The sequence below is a fragment of the Streptomyces sp. Wb2n-11 genome (assembly GCF_001049855.1).
In the GTDB taxonomy this organism is placed as follows: Bacteria; Actinomycetota; Actinomycetes; order Streptomycetales; family Streptomycetaceae; genus Streptomyces; species Streptomyces altiplanensis.
The window spans coordinates 5,423,440-5,446,597 of the sequence record NZ_CVPB01000001.1 but is presented as its reverse complement, the minus strand read 5'-3'; the positions used below and the strand labels follow the sequence as shown (position 1 = coordinate 5,446,597).

General features: G+C 73.1%; 23 protein-coding genes and 2 pseudogenes. 14 read left to right on the top strand and 11 right to left on the bottom strand.

Going from position 1 to position 23,158, the window contains the following annotated elements; translation table 11 throughout:
- Positions 1-25 precede the first annotated feature (25 nt).
- The 5 genes from BN1555_RS24770 (at position 26) to BN1555_RS24750 (ending at position 5,362) form a co-directional block, all read left to right on the top strand.
- Entirely contained in the window at positions 26-796 is a 771-nt protein-coding gene (locus BN1555_RS24770; RefSeq protein WP_093801439.1) for an IclR family transcriptional regulator, read from the top strand.
- 143 nt (positions 797-939) lie between these two features.
- Positions 940-1,935: a hypothetical protein gene (locus tag BN1555_RS24765; RefSeq protein ID WP_176710123.1), complete on the top strand. Its 996-nt coding sequence runs from the start codon at positions 940-942 to the stop codon at positions 1,933-1,935.
- On the top strand, positions 1,932-3,173 hold the full coding sequence (locus BN1555_RS24760; RefSeq protein WP_255306149.1) for a sensor histidine kinase: 1,242 nt from the start codon (positions 1,932-1,934) through the stop codon (positions 3,171-3,173). Before BN1555_RS24765 ends, BN1555_RS24760 begins: the two co-directional genes overlap by 4 nt.
- A complete protein-coding gene (locus BN1555_RS24755; RefSeq protein WP_093801438.1) occupies positions 3,170-3,826 on the top strand; it encodes a response regulator transcription factor in 657 nt (218 codons plus the stop codon). Before BN1555_RS24760 ends, BN1555_RS24755 begins: the two co-directional genes overlap by 4 nt.
- An 84-nt stretch (positions 3,827-3,910) precedes the next feature.
- The gene (locus BN1555_RS24750; protein WP_093801437.1) at positions 3,911-5,362 is read left to right on the top strand and encodes a penicillin-binding transpeptidase domain-containing protein; all 1,452 of its coding nucleotides are present in this window, start codon (positions 3,911-3,913) and stop codon (positions 5,360-5,362) included.
- A gap of 116 nt (positions 5,363-5,478) precedes the next feature.
- On the opposite strand, the pseudogene BN1555_RS40540 reads toward BN1555_RS24750, so the two are convergent.
- Together BN1555_RS40540 and BN1555_RS40535 are read right to left on the bottom strand one after the other, a co-directional pair.
- Positions 5,479-6,294: pseudogene (locus BN1555_RS40540) on the bottom strand (aminopeptidase); the annotation flags it as partial.
- Between the two features lie 32 nt (positions 6,295-6,326).
- Positions 6,327-6,587, bottom strand: coding sequence for a hypothetical protein (locus BN1555_RS40535; protein WP_255306148.1), 261 nt, complete (start codon positions 6,585-6,587; stop codon positions 6,327-6,329).
- Positions 6,588-6,924: 337 nt separating this feature from the next.
- On the opposite strand from BN1555_RS40535, the gene BN1555_RS24740 reads away from it, so the two are divergent.
- The 3 genes from BN1555_RS24740 (at position 6,925) to BN1555_RS24730 (ending at position 9,238) form a co-directional block, all read left to right on the top strand.
- Positions 6,925-7,428, top strand: a complete 504-nt coding sequence (locus BN1555_RS24740) for a SigE family RNA polymerase sigma factor (protein ID WP_093801436.1) — start codon at positions 6,925-6,927, stop codon at positions 7,426-7,428.
- Positions 7,421-7,858 carry a hypothetical protein gene (locus BN1555_RS24735; RefSeq protein ID WP_141662883.1) on the top strand — a complete coding sequence of 146 codons (438 nt, stop codon included), beginning with the start codon at positions 7,421-7,423 and terminating at the stop codon, positions 7,856-7,858. Before BN1555_RS24740 ends, BN1555_RS24735 begins: the two co-directional genes overlap by 8 nt.
- A gap of 135 nt (positions 7,859-7,993) precedes the next feature.
- Positions 7,994-9,238: a mannosyltransferase family protein gene (locus BN1555_RS24730; RefSeq protein ID WP_093801434.1), complete on the top strand. Its 1,245-nt coding sequence runs from the start codon at positions 7,994-7,996 to the stop codon at positions 9,236-9,238.
- Here the strand turns inward: BN1555_RS24730 and BN1555_RS24725 are convergent.
- From BN1555_RS24725 to BN1555_RS24705, 4 genes and pseudogenes are all read right to left on the bottom strand, one after another.
- Positions 9,207-10,433, bottom strand: coding sequence for a Cmx/CmrA family chloramphenicol efflux MFS transporter (locus tag BN1555_RS24725; protein ID WP_093801433.1), 1,227 nt, complete (start codon positions 10,431-10,433; stop codon positions 9,207-9,209). The two genes, BN1555_RS24730 and BN1555_RS24725, sit on opposite strands and share 32 nt — an antisense overlap.
- A 109-nt stretch (positions 10,434-10,542) precedes the next feature.
- On the bottom strand, positions 10,543-11,124 hold the full coding sequence (locus tag BN1555_RS24720; protein WP_093801432.1) for a TetR/AcrR family transcriptional regulator: 582 nt from the start codon (positions 11,122-11,124) through the stop codon (positions 10,543-10,545).
- A gap of 37 nt (positions 11,125-11,161) precedes the next feature.
- Positions 11,162-11,755: a TIGR03086 family metal-binding protein gene (locus BN1555_RS24715; RefSeq protein WP_093801431.1), complete on the bottom strand. Its 594-nt coding sequence runs from the start codon at positions 11,753-11,755 to the stop codon at positions 11,162-11,164.
- A gap of 108 nt (positions 11,756-11,863) precedes the next feature.
- A pseudogene (locus BN1555_RS24705) lies at positions 11,864-14,537 on the bottom strand (GNAT family N-acetyltransferase).
- 52 nt (positions 14,538-14,589) lie between these two features.
- On the opposite strand from BN1555_RS24705, the gene BN1555_RS40530 reads away from it, so the two are divergent.
- Positions 14,590-15,093, top strand: coding sequence for an HNH endonuclease (locus BN1555_RS40530; protein WP_255306147.1), 504 nt, complete (start codon positions 14,590-14,592; stop codon positions 15,091-15,093).
- 77 nt (positions 15,094-15,170) lie between these two features.
- Entirely contained in the window at positions 15,171-15,314 is a 144-nt protein-coding gene (locus BN1555_RS39115; RefSeq protein WP_176710122.1) for a DUF6193 family natural product biosynthesis protein, read from the top strand.
- Between the two features lie 129 nt (positions 15,315-15,443).
- Here BN1555_RS39115 and BN1555_RS24695 read toward each other — a convergent pair whose 3' ends face one another.
- Together BN1555_RS24695 and BN1555_RS24690 are read right to left on the bottom strand one after the other, a co-directional pair.
- Positions 15,444-16,613, bottom strand: a complete 1,170-nt coding sequence (locus tag BN1555_RS24695; RefSeq protein ID WP_093801428.1) for a hypothetical protein — start codon at positions 16,611-16,613, stop codon at positions 15,444-15,446.
- Entirely contained in the window at positions 16,610-17,554 is a 945-nt protein-coding gene (locus BN1555_RS24690; protein ID WP_093801427.1) for a 5-dehydro-4-deoxyglucarate dehydratase, read from the bottom strand. The genes BN1555_RS24695 and BN1555_RS24690 overlap by 4 nt, the downstream gene beginning before the upstream one ends.
- A 255-nt stretch (positions 17,555-17,809) precedes the next feature.
- Between BN1555_RS24690 and BN1555_RS24685 the strand changes: the two genes are divergently transcribed.
- From BN1555_RS24685 to BN1555_RS24675, 3 genes are read left to right on the top strand one after another with little or no spacing between them, the layout of a single operon-like run.
- On the top strand, positions 17,810-18,619 hold the full coding sequence (locus tag BN1555_RS24685) for an NAD-dependent epimerase/dehydratase family protein (RefSeq protein WP_093801426.1): 810 nt from the start codon (positions 17,810-17,812) through the stop codon (positions 18,617-18,619).
- A 43-nt stretch (positions 18,620-18,662) separates the two neighbouring features.
- The gene (locus tag BN1555_RS24680; RefSeq protein WP_093801425.1) at positions 18,663-18,881 is read left to right on the top strand and encodes a hypothetical protein; all 219 of its coding nucleotides are present in this window, start codon (positions 18,663-18,665) and stop codon (positions 18,879-18,881) included.
- Between the two features lie 43 nt (positions 18,882-18,924).
- A complete protein-coding gene (locus BN1555_RS24675) occupies positions 18,925-20,127 on the top strand; it encodes a TerD family protein (RefSeq protein WP_176710121.1) in 1,203 nt (400 codons plus the stop codon).
- A 20-nt stretch (positions 20,128-20,147) separates the two neighbouring features.
- Here BN1555_RS24675 and BN1555_RS24670 read toward each other — a convergent pair whose 3' ends face one another.
- Both BN1555_RS24670 and BN1555_RS39110 read right to left on the bottom strand, forming a co-directional pair.
- On the bottom strand, positions 20,148-20,375 hold the full coding sequence (locus BN1555_RS24670) for a hypothetical protein (protein ID WP_093803617.1): 228 nt from the start codon (positions 20,373-20,375) through the stop codon (positions 20,148-20,150).
- 216 nt (positions 20,376-20,591) lie between these two features.
- Complete coding sequence (locus BN1555_RS39110) at positions 20,592-20,756, bottom strand: hypothetical protein (RefSeq protein WP_176710120.1); 165 nt, start codon at positions 20,754-20,756, stop codon at positions 20,592-20,594.
- Positions 20,757-20,822: 66 nt separating this feature from the next.
- Between BN1555_RS39110 and BN1555_RS24665 the strand changes: the two genes are divergently transcribed.
- The gene (locus tag BN1555_RS24665; RefSeq protein WP_176710119.1) at positions 20,823-21,710 is read left to right on the top strand and encodes a protein kinase domain-containing protein; all 888 of its coding nucleotides are present in this window, start codon (positions 20,823-20,825) and stop codon (positions 21,708-21,710) included.
- On the opposite strand, the gene BN1555_RS24660 is transcribed toward BN1555_RS24665, so the two are convergent.
- On the bottom strand, positions 21,676-23,118 hold the full coding sequence (locus BN1555_RS24660) for an alkaline phosphatase PhoX (RefSeq protein WP_093801422.1): 1,443 nt from the start codon (positions 23,116-23,118) through the stop codon (positions 21,676-21,678). The two genes, BN1555_RS24665 and BN1555_RS24660, sit on opposite strands and share 35 nt — an antisense overlap.
- Positions 23,119-23,158: the final 40 nt, after the last annotated feature.

The following is a 23,158-nucleotide window of genomic DNA, read 5'->3' as shown; positions in this document are numbered from 1 at the left end:
TGTGGTCAAGGAGGGGCAAGACGCGATGTCGACTGCCGATACAGGTGGTGCGCAGGTCAAATCCGCGGTGCGGACCGTGGAGTTGCTCGAATATTTCGCCGGCCGCCCCGGCATGCACTCGCTCGCCGCCGTCCAGGAGGCGGTGGGGTACCCCAAGTCCAGCCTCTACATGCTGCTGCGCACGCTCGTCGAGCTCGGCTGGGTGGAGACGGACGCGACCGGCACGCGGTACGGCATCGGCGTGCGGGCCCTGCTCGTCGGTACGTCGTACATCGACGGCGACGAGGTCGTGGCCTCCGCCCGCCCCACCCTCGACCGGCTCTCCGACGACACGACGGAGACGATCCACCTGGCCCGCCTCGACGGTACGAACGTCGTGTACCTCGCGACCCGTCAGTCCCAGCACTACCTGCGCCCCTTCACCCGCGTCGGGCGGCGGCTGCCCGCGCACTCGACCTCCCTCGGCAAGGCACTGCTCGCCACGCACACCGACGAGCAGGTCCGCAAGCTGCTGCCGGAGACCCTGCCCGCGCTGACCGAGCACACCATCACCGACCGCGAGAAGCTCATCGACGAGCTGCGTCTCGTCCGCGAGCAGGGCTACGCGGTGGACCGCGAGGAGAACACGCTGGGCCTGCGCTGCTTCGGTGTCGCGATCCCCTACCGGACCCCCGCCCGCGACGCCATCAGCTGCTCGGTGCCCGTCGCCCGCCTCACCCCGGCACACGAACAGACGGTCAAGGACGCGCTGTTCGACGCCCGGGACCGCCTCACGCTCGCCACCCGGAGGCTCTGAGCGGCCCCGGCCGGGCTCCTGCGCGAAGCCGCCGGCGACGAGCCTCCTCGCCCTCACCGGCCGGTGGCCCTCCCCCGGACGGGGGAGGCGGATCACCGCTGGGCGGGAGGCAGGGCGGCGGCCGGCCCGGGAGCGTGGGTGCCATGACAGAAACCGCGTCCGTCTTCACGCCCCAGGGCCTTCGCCCCGCCCCCGCCGGCCGGCTGCGCGCCGTGCTGCGCGCCGCCGCCGTCGTCTCCTGCGTCCCCTACATGGTGCTCAAGACCGCCTGGATCGCCGGCAGCGGCATCGGCATCCCCGAAGGCAGCACGCTCCTCGACCACCCCGGCCCGACGGCGGCCGCCAACAGCGTCACGCTCCTGATGGACGCCAGCGTCGTCGTACTGGCCCTGCTGCTCACCCAGGAGTGGGGCCGGCGCGTCCCCGCCTGGCTGCTCGCCCTGCCCATGTGGGCGGCGACCGGGCTGCTGACGCCGATCGTGACCGGGTTCCCGCTCCAGCTGCTGGCGAGGGCGTTCACGGATACGCGGAGCGCGCCGGGCGGCGGCGAACCGTTCCTGGACGCCTGGGTCTTCGACGTCGTCTACACCGGCTTCATCGTCCAGGGCCTCGCGCTGGGCACTCTCTTCGCGCTGTACGCCCGCGAGCGCTGGGGCCGTCTGTGGCAGGGCACGGTCCGGGACCTGCCGGACTCCGCCGCCGGCCCCCGGCTGAGGGCGGCCGGCGTGATCGCGTCCGTACTCGCGGCGCTCGCCGGCGTCCCGCACCTGATGTGGGCCGCGGGCTCGGCCACGGGTCTCAGCGAGGCCCGGGCCGATGGGCGTACGCCGGACTTCTACCTCCTCGAAGGGACCTACGTCCTGTTCGCGGCCGTCACCGCCGCCGCCGTACTGGCGCTCGCCCTGCGCCGCGGCCGGAGCCTGGCCCTGCGGACAGCACTGGCACTCGCCTGGACCGGCTCGGGCGCGCTCGGCTGCTGGGGCGGCTGGCTGCTCGTCGCCTCGGCGCTGCCCGTGACGGACGGAGCCGAACAGGCCACCGCGCTGATGCTGCTGACCTACGCTGGCCAGATGATCGCCGGCCTGCTCGTCCTCGCCACGGGCGCCTCCTTCCTGCGACGGCGCGGGCGCCACGCGTGAGACACCTGTTCGGGGCACGGGCCCGGCTGCGGTGGATCCATCTGATCCTCGGTGGCGCGCTGTCGATGCCGTACTTCCTCCTCGGCAGCGTCCTCGTCGGCCCGTTCATCGGCAACGAGAACGTCTTCACCTCGGCGTCCCTGCAGTTCGCCGCCTTCGGCATCGCGCTGCCGATAGCCGCCCTCACCGCGTTCTTCCCCCTGGTGAGGCCCCTGTCGGCAGGCGCCGTACGGGCGTTGTGCGGGGTGCCCCGGGAGCGACTGGCCGACGGACCCGCCCGGCCCGGGCCGGAGCGGGTGCGGACCGCGGGCTGGTTCACGCTGCACCTCGGGCTCGGCGGCATCATCAGCGGCATGTCGCTGGCGGTGCCGCCGTTCGCGGGCGCGCTGATCGTCCTGCCGCTGCTCACCTCGCTGCGCGGCGTCCCCGCCGGGCTGCCCGAAGTCCTCGGCCGCACCTGGGCTCTGGCGCTCGCCCCGGTCGCCGGGGCCGCGACGCTGGTGGCCCTGGCGGCGTGCGCGGCGCTGGCCGGTGAGCTGCTGGCCCGCTGCGCCCCGGTGCTGCTCGGGCCGACACCGGCCGACCGGCTCGCGGCGGCGGAGCGGCGGGCCGCGGATCTCGCCGTACGCAACCGGCTGGCCCGCGAGCTGCACGACTCGGTGGGGCACGCGCTGAGCGCGGTCACGCTCCAGGCGGGCGCGGCGCGCAGGGTGCTGGACAGCGATGTGGAGTTCGTACGGGAGGCGCTGACGGCGATCGAGGAGACCACGCGGCGCACGGTGGGCGAACTGGACGCCGTCCTCGGCCTGTTGCGCCAGGGGGAGGACGTCGGCGGCGACCTGCCGGGGCCCACGCTGGACGTCCTGGGCGACCTGCTGGCCCACAGCGGTGTGAAGGTCGCGTACACGCAGGACGGCGATCCGGTCGCCCGGGTCCCCGAACCGGTCTCCCGCGAGGCGTACCGCATCGTCCAGGAAGGGCTGAGCAACGCCCTTCGGCACGGCGGCGCCGCCCCGGTGTCGCTACGGATCGCCCTGCGCGGCGAGGAGTTGGAGATCGTGATGGAGAACCCGCTGCCCGGCAGGGCCCCGGTGGTACGGCCCGGCGGCGGCCGGGGCCTGCCCGGCACGGCCGAACGGGCCGCTCTGCTCGGCGGCCACGCCGAGGCGGGCCCGCACGGCGACGTGTGGCGGCTCACGGCCCGCCTGCCCGTCGGCGGCGCGGGAGGGAACCGATGAACGCGCCGGTCAGGCTCGTGCTCGCCGACGACGAGCGCATGGTCCGCACCGCCCTGCGCGTCATCCTCGACGCCGAGCCGGACCTGGAGGTCGTCGGTGAGGCGGCGACGGGCGCCGAGGCCGTGTCGGTGGTGCGTGGGACGCGGCCCGACGTGGCGCTGATGGACGTGCGGATGCCGGACATCGACGGCATCCGCGCCACCGAGCAGATCCTCGCCACGATGGACGCGCCACCGCGCATCGTCGTCGTCACCACCTTCGAGAACGACTCGTACGTGTACGACGCGCTGCGCGCCGGCGCCGCGGGGTTCCTGCTCAAGCGCGCCGCCGCCGAGGACCTGGTCCAGGCGGTCCGGCTGGTCGCCCGCAGCGACTCGCTCCTCTTCCCGTCCGCCGTGCGCACGCTGGCCGCCGAACACGCCAGGCGGCAGCCCGCCGCGCCGCCCTGGGCGGCGCGGCTGACCGAGCGCGAGGCGGAGGTGCTGCGGCTGATGGCGACGGGCCTGACGAACGCGGAGATCGCGGGGCGGCTGCGGGTCGGCCCGGCGACGGCGAAGAGCCATGTGGCGGCCGTGCTGGCGAAGACGGGCGCGCGCGACCGGACGCAGGCGGTGATCGCGGCGTACGAGTCGGGCTTCATCACACCGCGCTGAGCCGCCGGGCGGCCCGGATGAGGATTCCCTGAGAAACACCCCACCGGGGAACGTGACCGTCTGTTCCGTTCGTCTCCGTACGGGATGAACAAAACGATCAGGCACGCCTCGGTCTTCTGCCTGCTGATGGTGCTCGCCCTGCTGGTGCGCGTCACCTGGGTGCAGGCGTACCAGGGCCAGGCCCTCGCGGACGACAAGCACAACCGGCGGAACGTCATCGCGCAGTACGCGCAGCCGCTCGGGAACATCATCGTGGCCGGCTCGCCGGTCACCGGATCGAAGGAGACGGAGGGAGGCGACCTCGCGTACGAACGGAGCTACACGGACGGCGAGCTCTACGCGGCCGTCACCGGTTACAGCTCACAGGCGTACGGAGCCACCCAGCTCGAAGGCATCTACAGCGACGTCCTCGACGGGAGCGACCCCCGCCTGAAGAACCCGGCCGACCTCCTCACCCGCAAGCGGAGCGACCCCGGTGACGTCGTGACGACCATCGACCCCGCCGTGCAGAAGGCGGCGTACGAGGCGCTGGGCGACAAGAAGGGCGCGGCCGTCGCGGTGGACCCGCGGACCGGGCGGATCCTGGGCATGGTCTCCACGCCTTCGTACGATCCGTCGGAGATCAGCGGTACCGCGGACGGCGACGCCTGGCAGCGGCTGACCGGCGACGAGGACAAGCCGATGGTCAACCGGGCGCTGCGGCAGCCGTTGCCGCCGGGCTCGACGTTCAAGCTGGTGGTCGCCGCGGCGGCGCTGGAGAACGGGCGGTACGGGTCGGTCGACGAGCGGACGGACAGCCCGGACCCGTACACGCTGCCCGGCACGCGGACGGTCCTCCCGAACGAGAACGCGTCCGCGCCCTGCGAGGACGCCACGCTGCGCACCGCGCTCAGGTACTCCTGCAACAACGTCTTCGCGAAGCTGGCCGTCGACCTCGGCCAGGACGAGGTGAAGGCGATGGCGGAGAAGTTCGGCTTCAACACCGAGAAGCTGGACGTGCCGGTCCGGGCGTCGGAGAGCGTGTACCCGTCCGGCATCGACGAGGCGCAGACGGCGCTGACGGGCATCGGCCAGTTCGACGTGACGGCCACCCCGCTCCAGATGGCCATGGTCTCGGCGGCCCTCGCCAACGGCGGTGAGCTCGCGTCACCGCACATGGTCTCCGAGGTGACGGACGCGGACGGCGACACCCTGGAGGACTTCGGGGACGCGGGCGGCGAGCGGGTCGTCTCGTCCTCCACCGCCGAGCAGCTGCGGAGCGCGATGGTCACGGTCGTCGAGGACGGCACGGGCACGAACGCGCGGATCGGCGGCGCCGAGGTGGGCGGCAAGACGGGCACCGCGCAGCACGGCGTCGACAACAGCAAGACGCCGTACGCCTGGTTCACGTCGTACGCGAAGGACGGGACGGCCGGCAAGGAGGTGGCGGTCGCGGTCGTCGTGGAGGACTCGGGCGCGGAGCGCTCGGAGGTCAGCGGCAACGGCACGGCGGCCCCGGTCGCCCAGAAGATGATGCGGGCGGCGCTCGGCCGGTGACGGGGGCGGTGCCGGACCGGGCCGAAAGTCCCGGCCCGGTCCGGCGCCCCTCGAAGGATCCGGCTGCTACTGGCCCGCCACCGCTTGACGGTGGCCTCGGCCCGCGCCCGCTCGGCGGGCGTCAGCTTGGGGATGAGCGCGCCGTGGTTGGTGTCCGGCGCGACGTAGAGGTGCGAGTCGTGCTTGCCGGACTTGAGCCGCTCGGCGCTCCACGGGTCGCTCTGCCCGTACACGAACATCATCCGCTCGCTCCGGGTGGACACCCAGCGGTCGACGTCCTTGGTGGTGCGGCCGTTGTACGAGGTGCGCATGTCTGCGGGCAGCACCGAGTCGGGCTGGTAGCTGTCCGGATACGCGCGGACGTCGCGCAGGTGCTTGGACTTCGGGTCGGCCCAGCCCAGCTGGGCCGCCGCCTGCCGGCAGTGCGGGCCGCTGTCCTCGGCGCCGTCGCCCTGGTCCGAGCAGATGCTCAGGCCGTGGTCCAGCGACCACGTGTAGAGTTCGTCGTCGGTCGCCTTCCGGGCGCCGGGGACGGCCGGGCAGTCGGTGTGCGTACCGCTCTGCCAGAAGTTCCACACCTGGTCGAGCACCGAGAACTCGAAGGCGCGGTCGGCCGATCCGAGGTACTCGAGGGCGAGGCCCTGCTCCTCGGACGTGGCCTCGAAGCGCGGCAGCACGGCGTCCCGCCGCACCAGCATTTCGCGCCGTACGGCGTTCAGGGCGGCCCGGCAATCGGGCGTGCCGACGGTCTGGAAGAGCTTCTCGTAGACGCTGTCGTCGCGGTGGTCGGCGTCGTTCGGGGCGACGTACGCGACGACCGCGTCCAGGTCACCGGGGTAGAAGCGCTCGTGGCAGACCTGCGTCATCCCACCCTTGCTGGCGCCGGAGCCGATCCACTTGGCCGGGTAGAGGCCCTTGAGCGCCTGGACGATCGCGTGCTCGTCGCTCGCCTGCTGCCAGACGTTCAGGTCGTCCCGGTCGACGCCGCGGCGGGGCGCGAGGTGTTGAAGGAGCGGTGCTCCACGCTGACCTGGTTGGCGCCGAGCAGCGTGGTGATCTCGCGGGTGCCCGAGGACAGCCCGTATCCGCCGGTGCAGTGCACGACGGGCGCCGTCTCGCTCTTGTGCCAGAGCGTGAGTCTCTGCTGGAAGGTGCCGGGGTCGCGGTGGTCGACGGGCTGGGTCAGCGTCAGGGTGGAGAGGGGGAATCCGCCCTCGTCGGTCACCGAAACGACCGTCAGCCCGGGTATCTCTTCCAGCTTTTCGCGGATGTCGGCGGCAGCGGCGGCCGACGTGGTACCGGCCGCGCGGTGACGGCGGGTGAACCGGCCAGCGGACCGGTTGCCGCCATGGGGCCGGCACAGGGCAGAGAAGGCAGGACCTTGGTGCGCACGTTGGAGTCCCCTCGGCCGGAGGTGATGATGATGCGCTGATACGACGCGCCGCACGGCATGCGCTTTCGTACTGTGACCGGCCTCACTCCGGATCTTTGGCTCCCCTGTCAACCGGGCACCGGTGCCCGGGCGTATGCCTGGTGAGACCGAAGAGATCCAGGAGTGGTTGTTGACCGTCGAGGAGTTCGAAGAGTTCTACGCGCATACGGCCTCCCGGCTCATCGGACAGCTGTATGTGATGCTCGGCGATCTGCACGAGGCCCAGGACGTCGTACAGGAGGCCTTCGTACGGGGCTGGAGCCGGCGGCACCGGCTCGACGGCGGCGGGGAGCCCGAGGCGTGGATCCGCACGGTGGCATGGCGTCTGGCGGTGAGCAGATGGCGTGTGCGCCGCCGCTCGGCGGACGCCTGGCAGCGGCGCGGGGACGGCAGCCCGTCGGCCGCCCCGGGGCCCGGCCCCGAACAGGTCGCGCTGGTGTCGGCGCTGCGCGAACTGCCGCCCAGGCAGCGGCGGACGGTGACCCTGCACTACCTGTGCGACCTGACGGTCGTCCAGATCGCCGCCGAGACCGGCCTGTCCACCGGCACCGTCAAGACGCACCTGGTCCGGGGCCGGGCCGCGCTCTCCCACCTTCTGCAGGATCCGCGCGCTGAGGAGGCATCCGGTGCCTGAGCCCCATGACCCTTTGAGGAACGCGTTCAGGGAAGCGGCGGCGGCCGGGCAGGCAGGCGCGCGCCCCGTGCCCGTCTCGCGTATCGCCGAGCGCGGCAGCCGGCGCCACCGGCGGCGCCTGGCCGCGGTGGTCGCCACCGCGTGCCTGGCCTTCGCCGGTGCGGGCGCCGCGGCGGTGACGGCTCTGCTCCCGGACGGCGGCACGGGGCCCGCGGCCCCCGCCTCCACCCCGTCCGGCCTGCCCTCGACCTCGTCCCTCCCCTCCTCCTCACCCTCGTCCTCACCCTCCTTCTCGTCGTCCTTCACGCGCACCACTCCCCCGGCGACGTCCTCGCCTCCGCCCGGGGCCTCGTCCGGCACCCCGGAGAACGGCCCGGAAGGCGCGTCGACCCGGCAGGCACCGACCTCGCCGCCGCCCGGGACCGGCTGACCGCACCCGGCCCACCGCCGACCGCCCCTGCCCGCCGACCGCCCCTGCCCGCCGGCCGTATCCGCCGCGGGGCGGTCCGGCATGCCCCGGTTCCCACCGCCCGCCGCCCCGACAAGCCCGCACCAGGAGTTCCCCATGGCCACCGCGCCCCCTCTGCGGCCCCCCGCGCAGCCCGCCCGTACCCCGGCGCCGGAACGGCCGGCAGCAGCCGTCCCCCGCACGCGCGCGGGAGCGAGGGCCGGATCCCGCCTGTGGCCCGGCCCCGGCGACCGGGACGTACTGCTCCTCTACGTCCTCACCCGGGCCGGCATCTGGGCCACCGCCTACGGCACCCGATGGCTGTTCGCCGGCGACCGTACGGCGCGGGACGTACGGCCCGCGCTGTCGTCGTGGAACCAGTGGGACGCGTGGCACTACCTGCGCATAGCCCGGGACGGTTACTTCCCCGGCGGGGCCGGCCCCGGGACGGACGGCTGGGACAACAGGGAGGCCTTCTTCCCCGGCTTCCCCCTGGTGCTCCGCGCCGTCCACGTGGTGGTCCCGGACTGGACCGCGGCGGCCCTGCTGGTCTCCTTCGTCTCGGGGGCCGTCGCCGTCCTGGCCCTGGCCCGCGTCGCCGGACTCCACCTGCCCGACAGCGCCCTGGGCCGGCGTGCCGTGCTCTTCTTCCTCCTGTCCCCCTGCGCGGTGTTCCTGGCCGCCGGTTACACCGAGGCGCTCTTCCTCGCCCTCGCCCTGCCCGCCTGGCTCGCCGCCCGGCGCCACAACTGGCCGCTCGCGGGCATCCTGGCCTGCCTGGCCACCGGCGTACGGGTCAGCGGGCTCTTCCTCGCGGCGGCGATCGCGGTCCACTTCGTCACCACCACGGATCTCCGCAGGCGGTGGCGTTCGCTTCCGTGGGTCGCCCTGCCCGCTCTGCCCGCCGCCCTCTACGTCTGGTTCCTGCACGCGCACACCGGCGACTGGATGGCCTGGCACCATGCCCAGGAACGCGGCTGGTACCGGAATTTCCACGCGCCCTGGGAGGCGTGGCAGCACACGTGGACGGCCGCCTTCTCGCACACCCAGTCCACCGGTTACGCCGTCGTGTTCCAGGCCGAACTCCTCGCCATGGCCGTCGGCCTGCTCCTCCTGGGACTGCTGCTGAGACGGCGGCGGTGGCCGGAGGCCGTGTACATCGGGCTGACCCTGTGGGCCCTGGGCACCTCGTACTGGTACACCTCGATCCCCCGCGCCACCCTCCTGTGGTGGCCCATGTGGGTGCTGCTCGCCGCGTGGAGCCTGCGCCGCCCCTGGGTGCGGAGCGCCTACCTGTGCGTCGTCGCGCCGGTGGCGACGGTCCTCACCGTCACCTTCCTGTCGGGACGCTGGGCGGGCTGACGGCGGTGAGCGCCGGTACGGGTGCGGCATCCGCGGCCGCCCGGGACGCGCGCCGCGCGAGCGCCGCCGCCCAGGCGGCCGCCGCGAGGGCGAGCGCGCCGGTCCCGGCGCCGACCCATGCGACGGAGGCGTAGCCGAAGCCCGCGTCGATGGCCGCGCCGCCCAGCATGGGGGTGAGCGTGATGCCCACGTTGAAGGCCGAGGTGGAGAAGGCGGGGACCAGCGTCGGCGCGTCGGGCGCGAGGGTGAACACCCGTGACTGGAGTACGGGATTGGTGACGTAACCGGCCACGCCGAGGACGAAGACCAGCACGACGGTGACGGTGAGGTGGGGCGCGGCGAGCGCGACGCCCGCCGAGGCGAGGGTGAGGGCGCCGATGCCGAGGCAGAGGGTGCGGACGGGAGCGCGGTCGGCGACGCGGCCGCCGATCGTCATGCCGACGAGTCCACCGGCTCCGTACAGCGAGAGCACGGCCGGAACCCAGCCCTCCGGCAGCCCTCCGACGTCGGTGAGCAGGGGAGCCAGGTAGCTGAAGGTGACGATGGCCGCGCCGAAGGCCAGCACGGTCACGGCGAAGGAGACCCACAGCTCGGGCCGCGCGAGTCCCTTCAGCTCGCGTCGCACGGAAGGGACTTCGCGCCCTTTCGCGTGACCGCCCGGCAGTACGGCCAGGGTCGCCACCAGGCTCACGGCGGTGAGGGCCGCCACTCCCCAGAAGGCCGCGCGCCAGCCCGCGTGCTGGCTCATCAGCGTTCCGGCGGGTACGCCCACGATCGTGGCCAGGGTCAGTCCGGTGGCGACGACTGAGAGCGCCCTGCCCTTGGCCGTCGCGGGGACCAGGCTCACGGCGGCCGAGGCGGCCACGCTCCAGAACCCCGCGTAGGCGACCGCCGTCACGACGCGGCTCGCGAACACCACGGCGTACTCCGGGACGAGGGCGGCCACCACGTGCCCGGCGATGAAGACCGCCTGGAACGCGACGAGCGCGCTGCGGCGCGGGACGCGCAGGGTGAGCACGCTCATCAGGGGCGCGCCGACGACCATACCGACGGCGAAGGCGGAGATGAGCAGTCCCGCGTCGGGGATGGAGACGCCGAGGTCGTCGGCCATGGAGGGCAGCAGGCCGGAGAGCATGAACTCCGAGGTCCCCTGGGCGAAGATGCCCAGGCCGAGTATGCGGACGGCGATTGGCACGAGCAGGTGCTCCTCTGTCGATCGAATTTTGAACCACGCAGTCCAAAATGAGCCCATGAGAAGGCCCACGGAAAACCACAGAAAAGGAACAAGGGCGGTTTCGCCGGTTTCAGAGAGCCGAGACGGCGGCGTCCGCGACACTCTCCAGGACGGACCGCTGCGGGGTGACGCGCGCCGAGATCCTGAGGCCGGCGATGGTGGCGATGACGAAGTGGGCGAGCGCGGCGGGGTCCTTGTCGCGGGCGATGTCGCCGTCCCGCTGCCCCGCCTCGATGGCGGTGCGGATCACCGCGAGGCGCACCTGGTAGTCACGGGCCAGGCCGCCCGCGACCTCCCGGTCACGGGCGGCCACTTCGACGGCGGTGTTGACGACGAGGCAGCCACCGCCCTCGGGGCCGCCCTCGAACTCCTCGTCGATGACGCGCTGGAACTGCGTGCGGATCTTCTGCCGGACCGGGAGACCGCTCTCCATCAGCTCGCTCAGCCCGGCGTTGTTGACCTCCATGTAACGGGCGAGCGCCCGGCCGAAGAGATCACGCTTGCTCTTGAAGGTGTTGTAGATGCTGCTGCGCCCCAGGCCGGTGGCCTCGCACAGGTCCTGGGTGGACGTTCCCTCGTAACCGGCGGCCCAGAACGCCCGCATCGCGGCGTCGACCGCCCGCACCTCGTCGAATTCTCTCGGCCGGGCCATGGTGAGGACGCTAGCAGATTTTGGAACGTACGGTCCATTACTTTTCCGGCCAGGACGGACTGCGCCCCGCGCGCGCGACGACCCGGTCCAGGAGCGGCGCTTCCCCGGGCACCTCGACGGGGGTCCCGAAGATCCCGTCGTCGCCCGGGGCGTCGCCCGTCGGCTCCAGCAGCTCGTACGACGACCTCAGGGCCGCGGCGTCGGGCGCGTACGCCTGGCCGGTGGCGCGGGCCAGGTCCCAGCCGTGCACGACGACCTCGTTCAGGGCCACTCTCCCGGCGATGTCACCGGGCAGCGTGACCCCGCCGGCCCGCGTCGTGCCCTGCCAGGCGTCGGGGCCGCGCCAGGCGGCGGCGAGCTCGTCGAGCTGCCGCGGAAGGCGGGTGCGCCAGTCGTCGTCGAGTACGGGCAGGGCGGCGCCGGGGTCGGTGTCGGTCGACGGGCCCAGTTCCTTCTTCGCCGCGTCGCGGAAGGCCGCGGTGAGGCCGACGAGGTGCGCCAGGAGGTGGCGCACCTCGTACTTCTCGCAGGGGGTGGGGGCCGAGAGCTGCTCGTCCGTGATCCCGTCGAGCAGCCGGGCCACCTGCCGGACGGCCGGTTCGAAGTCGAGCAGGGGGGTGCTGGCGGTCATGGCACTGCCTCCGGTGAGCCGGGAATGTCTGCGCAGTGGTGACCGCCGGCCGCCCCGGAACTCATCGGTGCGCCGGGCGGGCCCGCGGGAGGGGACGGGCGGAGGGGGTCACGCCGTGCGGGACGCCTCGAACGCGGCGCGGGTCAGGAACGCCAGCCGGGCCCGCTTCTCCGGCAGGAAGACCTCCGGCAGATCGATCTCCGGCATGACGACCTCCGGCCCGATCACGAACCCCGCCCGCTCCAGCCGCGCCACCGCCTTCTCGTTGAGCGCGTCCGGTTCCGCCACGACCCGCCGGCGGTCCGGGTCCGCGAACACGAAGCCGAGCGTCGCGGTGAGAAGGTTCGCGGTGAACCCGCGCTCCGGGGCCGCGTCGCCGGTGGGCCCGATCAGCAGGTGCACCCCGAAGTCCCCCGGCCGGGCGTCGTAGCACTCGCTGACCCGGTCCGCCTCGGGGTCGTACGTCTGGAAGAGCGCGGCGGGTTCGCCGTCCCGCAGGACCAGGTAACCGTGGTGGGTGGCGAGGGAGTCCAGGTGCTCGTAGACCTCCTGGACCTGCTCGCGCGTCGCGTCGCCCATGCCCCAGAACCGGGCACGCTCCTGGGTGACCCAGCCGTGCAGCAGCCCGGCGTCGCGCGCCGGGTCCACGGGGACGAGGCGGACCGTCCCGAAACCGTCGATCTTCTGCTCGTACACGGGCTCAGCGGTCGCAGTCATGCGGACTCCTTGGTCAGACGGTTCCAGTCCGTGACCACGGGGACGAGTCCGCCCCGCAGCCACACCGGCAGTTGGTCGCGGTGGTGGGCGTCGCCCGGGACGCCGGACGCGCCGAGCGGCACCACCCAGAGGCTGTCCTCGCGCCGCGCGAGGTCCCAGACGTAACGGGCGGCCGGCCCGCGCGCGCAGCGGTCGGTGACGCCGGGGACGCTGGAGGTGGAGAGCACGCAGTCGTGGTCCCCGGCCACCCCCGGCCACCCCCCGGGCGGGGCGGAGGGCAGCGCCTGCCACGGCGCGAGGCGGTGCACGTCGCCCCAGGCGGCCGGCGGGGCCGTTTCCGTGGCGGCGGCGACCGCCTCGACCGCCGCCGCCACGACGGCGGGCCTGTCGATGCCGGGCAGCAGGTCCGTGGTCAGCAGGGTCTCCAGCGCGAAGCCGACGCGCGGTGTGAGCGCGAGCCAGGGCAGGAAGACCGCGGGGTACGCCGGGTCCGCCACCGGTTCGGTCAGTGCGGCCAGTTCCCGGTGGGCCGCGAGGCGCCGCACCACTTCCGTCCGTACGGCGGCGTACACCGTCGCGTCGGTGCTGTCGGCCTCCATCCGCCGGTCCCAGCCCAGGAGCCGCTCCCGCAGCCGCGCGCCCCGCGCGCTGAGCCCTTCGAGCCCGGCGGCCAGGTCCAGCAGGGGCCGGGCGGACGCGAGGTAGGTGTCGGTGTGGACGGCCGCCATGTCCCCGGCGGTCCACGCCTTCGACCCGTCGAGCAGCCGGCCGATGCGGTCGGCCCGGTACGGCGGTGCGAACTCCACGCCCAGCGGCCCGGCCAGGCCACGCTGGTTGGCCATCACGGCGACGCCGTCGACCTCCGCGCGGGGCAGCGGCCGGTGCTCACCGCTCCAGGCGTACGCCGCCTCCCAGGCGGGCACGACACGCAGCCCGTTGTCCCGGTGGCGCAGCGGCACCCGGCCCGCGACCCGGTGCAGCAGCCCGCCCCCGGTGTCGGCGGCCTGCACGACGTTGACGGGCTCGACCCAGCGCTCGAACGCCCGGTCCACGTCGGCGACGGTGCGCGCCCTGAGCAGCGCGGGCAGCGCGGCGAAGCCGAGGTCCTCGTCCACCCGCGTCGGGCAGCGGAGGCTGATCGTCACGGCTTCGCCGGGGCCGCCGATGATGACGGGCCCGCGCTCGGTCTCGACGACCTCGGTCTCGACCGGGTCGCCGCCCGCCACCTCGATGGTCTCGGTGTGGGCGGTGGCGGGCCGCCAGCCGTCAGGGCCGAGCGCCTCCACGCCCGCGCCGCCCGGCCCGCGCCGCAGCTCTTCCCGGTAGAGGTCCTGGTAGTCGGCCATGGCATTGGTGATCGCCCAGGCCACGGTGGAGGTGTGGCCGAAGTGGGCCATGCCGGGGATGCCGGGGACGGCAAGACCCACCACGTCGAACTCCGGGCAGGCCAGGCGGATCTGCTGGTAGACCCCCGGGTCCTCGATGAACCGGTGCGGGTCGCCCGCGATGAGCGGCGACCCGGTGGCGGTGCGCTCCCCGGTGACGAGCCAGCCGTTGCTGCCGGAGGTGCCGGGCCCGTCCGTGGCGAACAGGGTGATCGCCTCGTCGCCGAGCCTGCGGGCGACCTCGTCGCGCCACAGCTTGGTCGGGAAGCCGGCGAAGAGGATGTGCGTGGACAGCCAGATCCCCAGCGGCGTCCACGGCTCCCACTCTCCCGGGACCAGCCCGGTGGCGGCGAATTCCGGTGCGCGGAGCGCCCCCGGGCGAGGCCGTCGTTGACCCCCTCGACGTAACACGTGATCCAGGCGGCCGTGTCCGCGTCGAGGGCGCGGAAGCAGCGTCTGGCGGTGTCGTCCAGCCGGGAGCTCCGGGCGAAGACGTCCCAGTCGACGGCGTCGGGGCCGAGGAAGGACGCGGTGGTGCCCTGCGACCTGTGCCGCTCGACCTCGATCTGCCAGGCACGGTCGGTGGCGGCGTTGCGGCCCTGCGCGAAAGCGAGTTCGTGTGCGCTCTCGGCGCGGAGATGGGGGATTCCCCAGGCGTCCCGGAAGACCTCGGTGCTCACTCTGTTCCCATCCAGATCCCGCTAGGCTTTTAGGTAAGGCTGACCTAACCTAATGGACGCCTGTCCGGGAAACAATCCGGGCCCCTCCCCGGACGCCGCAGGGGCCCGGTCCGAGCCCGCCACTTCGGTTGGGAACCGGTGCGGAACACGCCGGCGAGACTTCGTGGCCTTCGAACGAGCTTCGGCCAGGACTGGAGCGAATCGACAACGAGCACCAGGACGACGAGCCGGAGGGGGTGCGGGACTGTGCGCCGTATCGACTGCACCGCCCCGGCGACGCACCGCGGACGGGGTGGACGTGGACCATGTGCAGCCGCTCGCCCTCGGGGGTGAGGACACGGACGGGAACGTTCACCCCCTGCGCCGTGAGTGCCACCGGAGAAGGCGGGCGAGGCTTCGGGCCTACTGCTGTGACCACCATGCCCCTACCACCCCGCCGGCCGCGGTGACCAGGGCCACGAGCCGTCCGGGGATGCGCTGGGCAGTCAAGTGCAGCCCGCCGCAGCGAAGTTCGAAGTGCGGGGGTTGCGTGCCGCTGCCCCCCTGCGGGTCATAGCCACGGTTCGCAGTCCTCTCGCCGGGCTTCGGTCGGCCTGGTTCGCATGTCCTCTGACTCCTGTCTCGCGCCGTTGCGTGACGTCGGCGGTGAAGTACGTCGGCGAGGCCGACACCGCTGAGGCAGCCGTGGAGATGGTGGCGGAGCGTCTGCCTCCGGGCTGTGGTCGTGCGGTGGTCGGCAACCGTCACGACCTCGCCGCTCTGGAGCAGGAAGGCTGACGCCTGGGCCGTCGGTCCTCCCGAGCGGCGGTTTTCCGGGCGGGGAAACCTCCCAGAGCCCCGCACGGACGCCGCACCGGCCCCGCACAGACACCGCGCCCCTTACGGCATCCGCCCGATCCCCCGCCCTCACGGCCGCAGAGCGGCGCGTACGAGCCCGAGATCGGCGTCGGAGGCCAGTCCGGCGTGGTACAGGCGCAGTTCGGTCGCCCCCGCTTCGGCCGCGCGGGCCGCGTCCCGGGCGAGCGTGCCGGGGCTGCCGCCCATCCCGGAGACGACCGTGAGGTTGGCGGCGACGACGGTCCCGGGGCCGGCGCGGTGCTCCGCGAAGGGGGCGAGCAGCTCCGGGCCGCCCGTGCACGGCACGACCACGCCGTCCGCGACCCCCAGGACGTGCCGGGGGTCGACGCCCGCGTTCGCCCCGCAGCGGTACGCCGACGGATCGGCGTGCAGCAGCACTTGGAAACCGGGGGGCGCGGCGGCCCGTACCGCCGCGACGGCCGATTCCTGGAGCGTACGGGCGGCCCGGGTGCGCCACGCGAGGGTCGCGGCGGCGGGTCCGGCGCCGATGAGCTTCTCGACGGCGGGCCATCCGGCACCGGAGGCCCCGGCGGACCACGTGGGCTCCAGGGCGCGGCGCACGGTTTCCCGCAGTTCGTCCGCGTCCGCCCCGGCCTCCGCGTACCCCGTGCGGCAGTCCGGGCAGAAGCAGAGCGACATCAGGTACTGGGCCGCGTCCCCGAGCGTCACCCCGGAGATCTTGTCGTGGGCGTGCAGATGGGCGAGCCCGTACCAGCCGCAGGACTCCAGCTCGGTGCCGCGCGCGCCGGGGCGTACGGCCGCTTCCGCCGCCAGATCGGTCAGGTACGCGCGGACGGCCGGCCGGCCGATGCAGGGCGCCCAGGGGTAGCGGTCGCCGTACGCGTTGACGACGGAGGTGTCCGGGTGGTCGGCGCCGAGGCGGGAGTTGTGGGCGAGGACGACCCAGGAGTGCACGTCGAGCCCGGCGGCCGCGAGCGCTTCGGCCGCCTCGCCGTACGGGTCGGCGGTGGGCGCCCAGTCCCCGGCGGAGTACGGCCGCAGGCTCCGTCCCGACCAGCGGTCCTCGTCGGCGGGGTAGAGCACGGCGGCGTGTGCGGCGGTGACGATCCGGTGGCGTGGGTGACGCGGGGTCAGGGCGCGGGTCGAGTGGTAGGCGGAGGCGAGGGTGACCTGCTGGACGCCGAGGTCCGCGAGGCGCGCGGCGGCGTCCGGGTCGCCGACGACGTCCCACGGGTAGAGGAAGGCCGCGGTCTTCACGCGCGTTCTCCGATCAGGGTCCGGCCGCGCTCGATCAGCTCGGCCAGCATCTTGACGTGTACGGGGTCGGGTTCGCTGAGCGGCGGCCGCACGGTGCCGACCTCCAGGCCGCCGAGCCGCACACCCGCCTTGACCAGCGAGACGGCGTACCCGCGGCCGAGGTTGCGCAGTTCGACGAGCGGGGCGTAGAAGCCGTCGAGCAGGCGGTTGACGGTGTCGTCGTCGCCGGTGTTCAGGGCCCGGTGGAAGGCTAGCGCGATGTCGGGGGCGAAGCAGAAGACGGCGGAGGAGTAGAGGGTGACGCCGATGCCCCGGTAGGCGAGGCCGGTGAGTTCGGCGGTGGGCAGGCCGTTGAAGTAGAGGAAGGGGTGGCCGGGCAGGTCGCGGCGCACCGCGCCGACGATGCGCTGCATCAGGTCCAGGTCGCCGTACCCGTCCTTGAGCCCGATGATGCCCGGCACCCGTGCGAGCGCGACGACGGTCTCGGGGGTGAAGACGGCGTTGTCGCGCTGGTAGACGATGACGTCGAGAGAGGTGGCGGCGGCCAGTTCGGTGTAGTGGCGCAGCAGTCCCCGCTGGTCGGCGGCCACGAGGTACGGAGGCATGGCGAGCAGCCCGTCGGCGCCCGCTTCCTCGGCGGCCTTCGCGTACTGGACGGCGAGCGCCGTGCCGTATCCGGCGCCGGCGACGACGGGCACCCGGCCGGCCGCCTCTTCCACGGCTGCGGCCACGCAGGCGCGGAATTCCTCCGGCGTCAGGGCGTGGAACTCCCCGGTGCCGCAGCAGGCGAAGACCGCGGCGGCGCCGGCGTCGATGCCGGCGCGTACGTGTGCGCGGAACGCGTCGAGATCGAGGCGGCCCAGGCCGTCGCCCGGTCCGTACGCGGTGACGGGAAAGAAGAGCAGGCCGTCGAGTCGGCCGGCGAGCGGGGCTGAGGTCACGGGTGCTCCCTGTGCGTACACAATTATGATCCGCGTCTATGTCCCTGAACGCCGTCACGCTAGGGCAGCCGCCCGGAGCCGGTCAAGACGGAAAGCCGCAAGGAAAATGGCGGATCGGGCCCCTCCGCGCGATACTTGACGCGGTTCGCCACCACTCCTTAGCGTGTCCACGCATGTGAATACGGTCCACGGACGCGTCCGTTTGCCGTGCCCCTGCGGCCCATGCCGACCACCGCGCCCCGAGGAGACCCGCCGATGCCCGCACCCCGCACCGTCCTGCTGACCGGCGCCGCCGGAGGTCTCGGCACCCTGATGCGCGGACTCCTTCCGGCGTACGGCTACGCACTGCGCCTCTTCGACGCCACTCCCCTAGAGGGCGAGCCGGACGCGATCACCGCCGATCTGGCGGACAAGGAGGCGCTGCGCGAGGCCGTGCGCGGCGTCGACGCGGTCATCCATCTGGCGGGCATCTCGCTGGAGGCGTCCTTCGAGAAGATCATGCGCTCCAACATCGAGGGGACGTACAACCTCTACGAGGCGGCCCGCGAGGAGGGTGTCGGCCGGATCGTCTTCGCCTCGTCGAACCACGCGGTCGGCTTCACCCCCGTCCCCGCCGGGGACGCGCCGCTCATCCCGGTCGCCACCCCGCACCGCCCCGACACCTTCTACGGCCTCTCCAAGGCCTTCGGCGAGGACCTGGCACAGCTCTACTGGGACCGGCACGGCCTCGAAACCGTCTCGGTGCGGATCGGCTCCTGCTTCATGGAGCCCACCTCTGTACGGATGCTGTCGGTCTGGATGAGCCCCGGTGACGGCGCCCGCCTCTTCCACGCCGCGCTCACCGCCGAGGACGTGGGTCACACCGTCGTCTACGGGTCCTCCGCCAACACCCGCCTGTGGTGGGACCTGTCGTCCGCACGGGCCCTCGGTTACGAGCCGCAGGACGACTCCGAGCAGTACGCCGAGAAGCTCCTCGCGGACCAGGGCGAACTCGACCCCGGCAACCCCGACCACGCGCACCTGGGCGGTCACTTCTGCACCAGCCCGCCCCAGTGGCCGTACTGAAAATCACGCGACCGCGCGGCCGTCCGGCGGGCACGATGACCCCATGCCCAGACCTCATGGATTCAGTTACGAGCGGTACGGCGACGGCCGCGTCGTCATCACCCACCGGGAACGCCCCGCGGGCACCCTGCGGGGCGCCCGCGCGGAGAAGTTCCTGGCCGAGGCGGAGGCGGGCGACGGGCAGCTGGTCATGGCCCGCTGGACGGGGGCGTACAAGCACGGCAACGAGCGGACGGCGAAGAATCACCCGCGCAACGGGTGACGGGTAAGGGAACGGCAAAGACGTGTCGGTCGTTAGCCCTGTCATGACCGCAATGACACCCGGCTCGAACATTCCGCTTCCCACCGCCCGCGTGGCCGTGGACGTTGCCGCCCCGGTGCGGCTCGACGTATCGGGCCTGCTGCTCACCGCCGACGGCAAGGTGCGCTCCGACGACGACTTCATCTTCTACAACCAGCCGACGGGCCCCGGTGTCACCTACCGCTCCGGAGGCGGCACCGCCCCCGACGCGATCGTGGTGGACACCGCGGCGGTCCCGCCGGGCATCGAGAAGATCGTGGTCACGGCGAGCCCCGACGCCGCGGGCCAGACCTTCCAGGGCATCGAGCCCACCGCCACCGTGCGGGGCGCCGACGACGGCGCGGTGATCGCCACGTTCACCCCGCCCCAACTCGGCTCCGAGACGGCGCTGGTGGTCGTCGAGATCTACCTCCGCAACGGCGCGTGGAAGGTGCGCGCGGTCGGCCAGGGGTACGCGAACGGACTCGCCGGTATCGCCACGGACTTCGGCGTCTCGGTGGAGGAGCCCGAGGCGGCCGCCCCCGCCCAGGCGGCCGCGGCGCCGCCCGCGCCCCGGGCGGCCGATCCGAGGACCGCGGCCCCTGCGGCTCCCCCCGCCCCGCCCGCTGCCCCGGCTCCCGCCGCGAGCGGCAAGATCAACCTCGACAAGGGCCGGGTCAGCCTCCAGAAAAACCAGACGGTCTCCCTGGTCAAGGCAGGCCGCCCGCTGCTGTCCCAGGTCAAGATGGGCCTCGGCTGGGAGCCGGCGTTCCGGGGCAAGGACATCGACCTGGACGCGTCCGTCATCGCCTACAACGGGAACCGCAAGCACCTGGACAGCTGCTACTTCGGCAAGCTGTCGATCCTGAACGGCGCCGTCAAGCACTCCGGGGACAACCTCACCGGTGAGGGCGCGGGCGACGACGAGGTGATCACCGTCGACCTCGGCCGCATCCCCGCGGAGGCTACGGGCCTGGTGTTCACGGTGAACTCCTTTACGGGACAGAAGTTCACCGACGTGGCCAAGGCCTACTGCCGTCTGCTGGACGCGGCGACCGGTGAGGAACTGGTCCGCTTCGACCTGACGGGCGCCGAGCCGCAGACGGGAGTGATGATGGCGAAGCTGATCAAGCAGTTCTCGGGAGAATGGGAAATGACCGCGATGGGCGACTTCGTGAAGAGTCGCACCGTTCGCGGCATGGTCAAGCCGGCAGCCCAGGCCCTCTAGCGCTCGCGCGCCGGAGGGAACTAGAGCTTGGTCAGCTTGGTGAAAGGGCTCAGGATGCGGCCTTGCCGGCCCGCGAAGTCGATGAGAACCGCCGCATCACCCTCGATTGCGATGACCCTCCCGAGTCCGAACTGATCATGCGAGACCCGGTCGCCCACCTCGAAAACCTCGATCGGGGGGGCGTCCGCGGCCGGGACGTTGAAGGGACTGGACGGCAGGTAGCGCCGGGCTCCGGCTGACTTTGTCATTAGTTGAGAGTATGCGCCCCGGGAGGCCGCCACGCCATGCCCGTCCATGATCACTTCACCCCGGGTCACCCGGGACCGGGTCGGTGGACACGTGCCGACCAGGCGTTCCGGACGGAGTGTGACCGGCTCGGCACCCAGCGAGATTCCGGGAGCGGGCCGGAATGTTCACCGTCAACCGGGCCTCGTTCGGGGGCTCCACGCCCTGTCACCGGGGTTTCACATCCCGCCGTCCGCGACGGCCGCGCCGGCGAGCGGTCCGCGAGGAGCAGTCGGCGAGGAGCGGTCCCGGCGGGCCTGCCGCGAAGCCTCGGCAACCGACAGGCCCCCGTACGCGTCGCAGACGATGTCCGGGACACTGGTCGCGAACGAGGTCGCGACCATGACCGTGATCGTCACCACTGGACGGGCCGGACGACCGGTGACCGTACGACCGGGAGGGACCACGGCATGGCCGAGCGCGCGGAGTATCGCACCGTCTCCCTGATCGGAGAGGGCGGTACGGGCCGTGTCCACCTGGCGCGGAACCCCGCCGGGCGGCTGGTGGCCCTCAAGACCGTCCACGACCACCTGACCGCCGCCCCGCGCTTTCGTGAGCGGTTCCGCCGCGAGGCCGCCGCCGCCCTCCGGGTCGGGGGCCCCTTCACCGCGACGGTGCTGGACGCCGGCACGGAGGACCAGCGGCCCTGGCTGGCCTCCGAGTTCTGCGTGGGGCCCCCGATCGTCGAGGCCGTCACCACGACCGGACCGCTGGGCCCCGCCGACCTCGGCACGTTCGGCTCGGCGCTCGCCGTGGCCCTGTCCGCCATCCACGGCGCGGGGCCCGCCCTCCTCGACCTCAAGCCCGCCCATGTCCTGATCACCCACCGGGGCCCGAAGATCGTCGACTTCGGCACGGCCGGCCGCTCCGCCGGGCTGAACCCGGCCGACTCCGGTTTCCTCGGGTTCGTCGCCCCCGAGGAGCTGACACCGGGCAGCCGGGCGGACACGCCCGCCGACGTGTTCGCACTGGGGGCGCTCCTCGCGCTGTCCAGTACGGGGCGCAACCCGTTCGGGTCGGGCAGCGCCGGACAGGTGGCCCACCGGACCCTGCACGACGCCCCCGACCTCCTCGGCGTGCCGGGGACCGAGTGGCCCGGCTTCCTCGCCCGCTGCCTGGCCGCCGCCCCCGCCGACCGGCCGAGCATGCCCGAGGCCCTCGCCTGGTGCGCGGAGCGGGCCGCCCCCGTGCCGTGGTGGGAGCAGGAGCCCGCGGCCGGCCTGATCCGCGAGCACGAGGAGGACCTGGCCGAACTCCTCGCGGTCAGTGAGGGCGACGGCGCCGCCACGGACCGGTGATGGCGAGCAGGATGCCCGGGTTCTGGATGTTGGCGTAGAGCGTCTTCCCGTCGGGCGAGAAGACGACCCCGGCGAACTCGCTGAACCTGGGCTCGGCCTCGCTCCCCACGTTGAGCTCGTTGCGGGCGATCGGGTACGTACGGCCGCTCTCCGTGGCGCCGAAGAGGTGCTGGCCGCCGTCGCCGTCCTCGGCGATGACCAGGCCGCCGTACGGCGAGACGGTGATGTTGTCGGGGCCGTCGAACTGCCCGCCCGTACCGAGCAGCACCTTCAGCGTGAGCGTGCGGCGCTTGGGGTCGTAGAACCACACCTGGCCGTCGTGCGGCTCGCCGGGGCTCTCGTCACGGGCGTACGACGAGACGATGTACGCGCCGCCGTCGGCCCACCACATGCCTTCCAGCTTCCGGGCGCGCGTGATGTCCCCGTCGTCGAACTGCTCGCGCACCGGGACCGTCCTGCCGTCCCGGTCGGGTACGTCGATCCAGTCGACGCCGTAGACGGTGCCGATGCGCGTGGCGCGCGACAGGTCGTCGACGAACCGGCCGCCGGAGTCGAAGCACCGGGTGGCCTGGAGGATGCCCGCGTCGTCGGCGAGCTTGCGGAGCTGTCCGCGGCCGTGCTTGAAGCCGTGCGGCGGGACCCAGCGGAAGAGCAGCCCGTTGGGGGCCGAGTCGTCCTCGGTGAGGTAGGCGTGGCCGCGCTTGGGGTCGATGACGACGGCCTCGTGGTCGAAGCGACCGAAGGCCTTGACGGGCCGGGGGTCGAGGTTCGCCCGGCGGTCGTAGGGGTCGACCTCGAAGACGTAGCCGTGGTCCCTGGTCATGCCGTTCTCGCCGGCCCGGTCGGAGTTCTCCTCGCAGGTCAGCCAGGTGCCCCAACTGGTGCGCCCGCCCGCACAGTTGGTCGAGGTCCCCGCGATGCCGACCCACTCGGCGACCTCGCCGCCGCGGTGCACCTCGACGACCGTGCAGCCGCCGGACGCGGCCGGGTCGTACACCAGGCCCTCGGCGAGCGGCACGGGGTGCTTCCACTTGGAGCGCGCGCCCTTGAGCTCGTGGTTGTTGACGAGGAGCGTCACACCGCGCGGGCCCTCGAAGGTCGCGGTGCCGTCGTGGTTGGACGGCGTGTACTCGCCGGACTCCAGCCTGGTGACACCGGAGTGCGTGATGATCCGGTACGAGAAACCCGCGGGCAGGGCGACGACGCCCTCGGGATCGGGGACGAGCGGCCCGTAGCCGGGGTCGCGCCGGTCCTTTCCGGTCTCGCCGTCGAAGCCCTCGCCCTCCGCCGGGTCGTCGGCGGCGAGGGCTCCGGGGGCGGTGGCGAGCGCGCCGACGCTGCCGACGAGCGCGACCGAGGCGCCCGTGAGCGCGGAGCGTCTGGCGAAGTCCCTGCGGGTGATCGTCATGCGTACCTCCTGAGGCCCGTGAGGGGCACGTGTTTTCGGC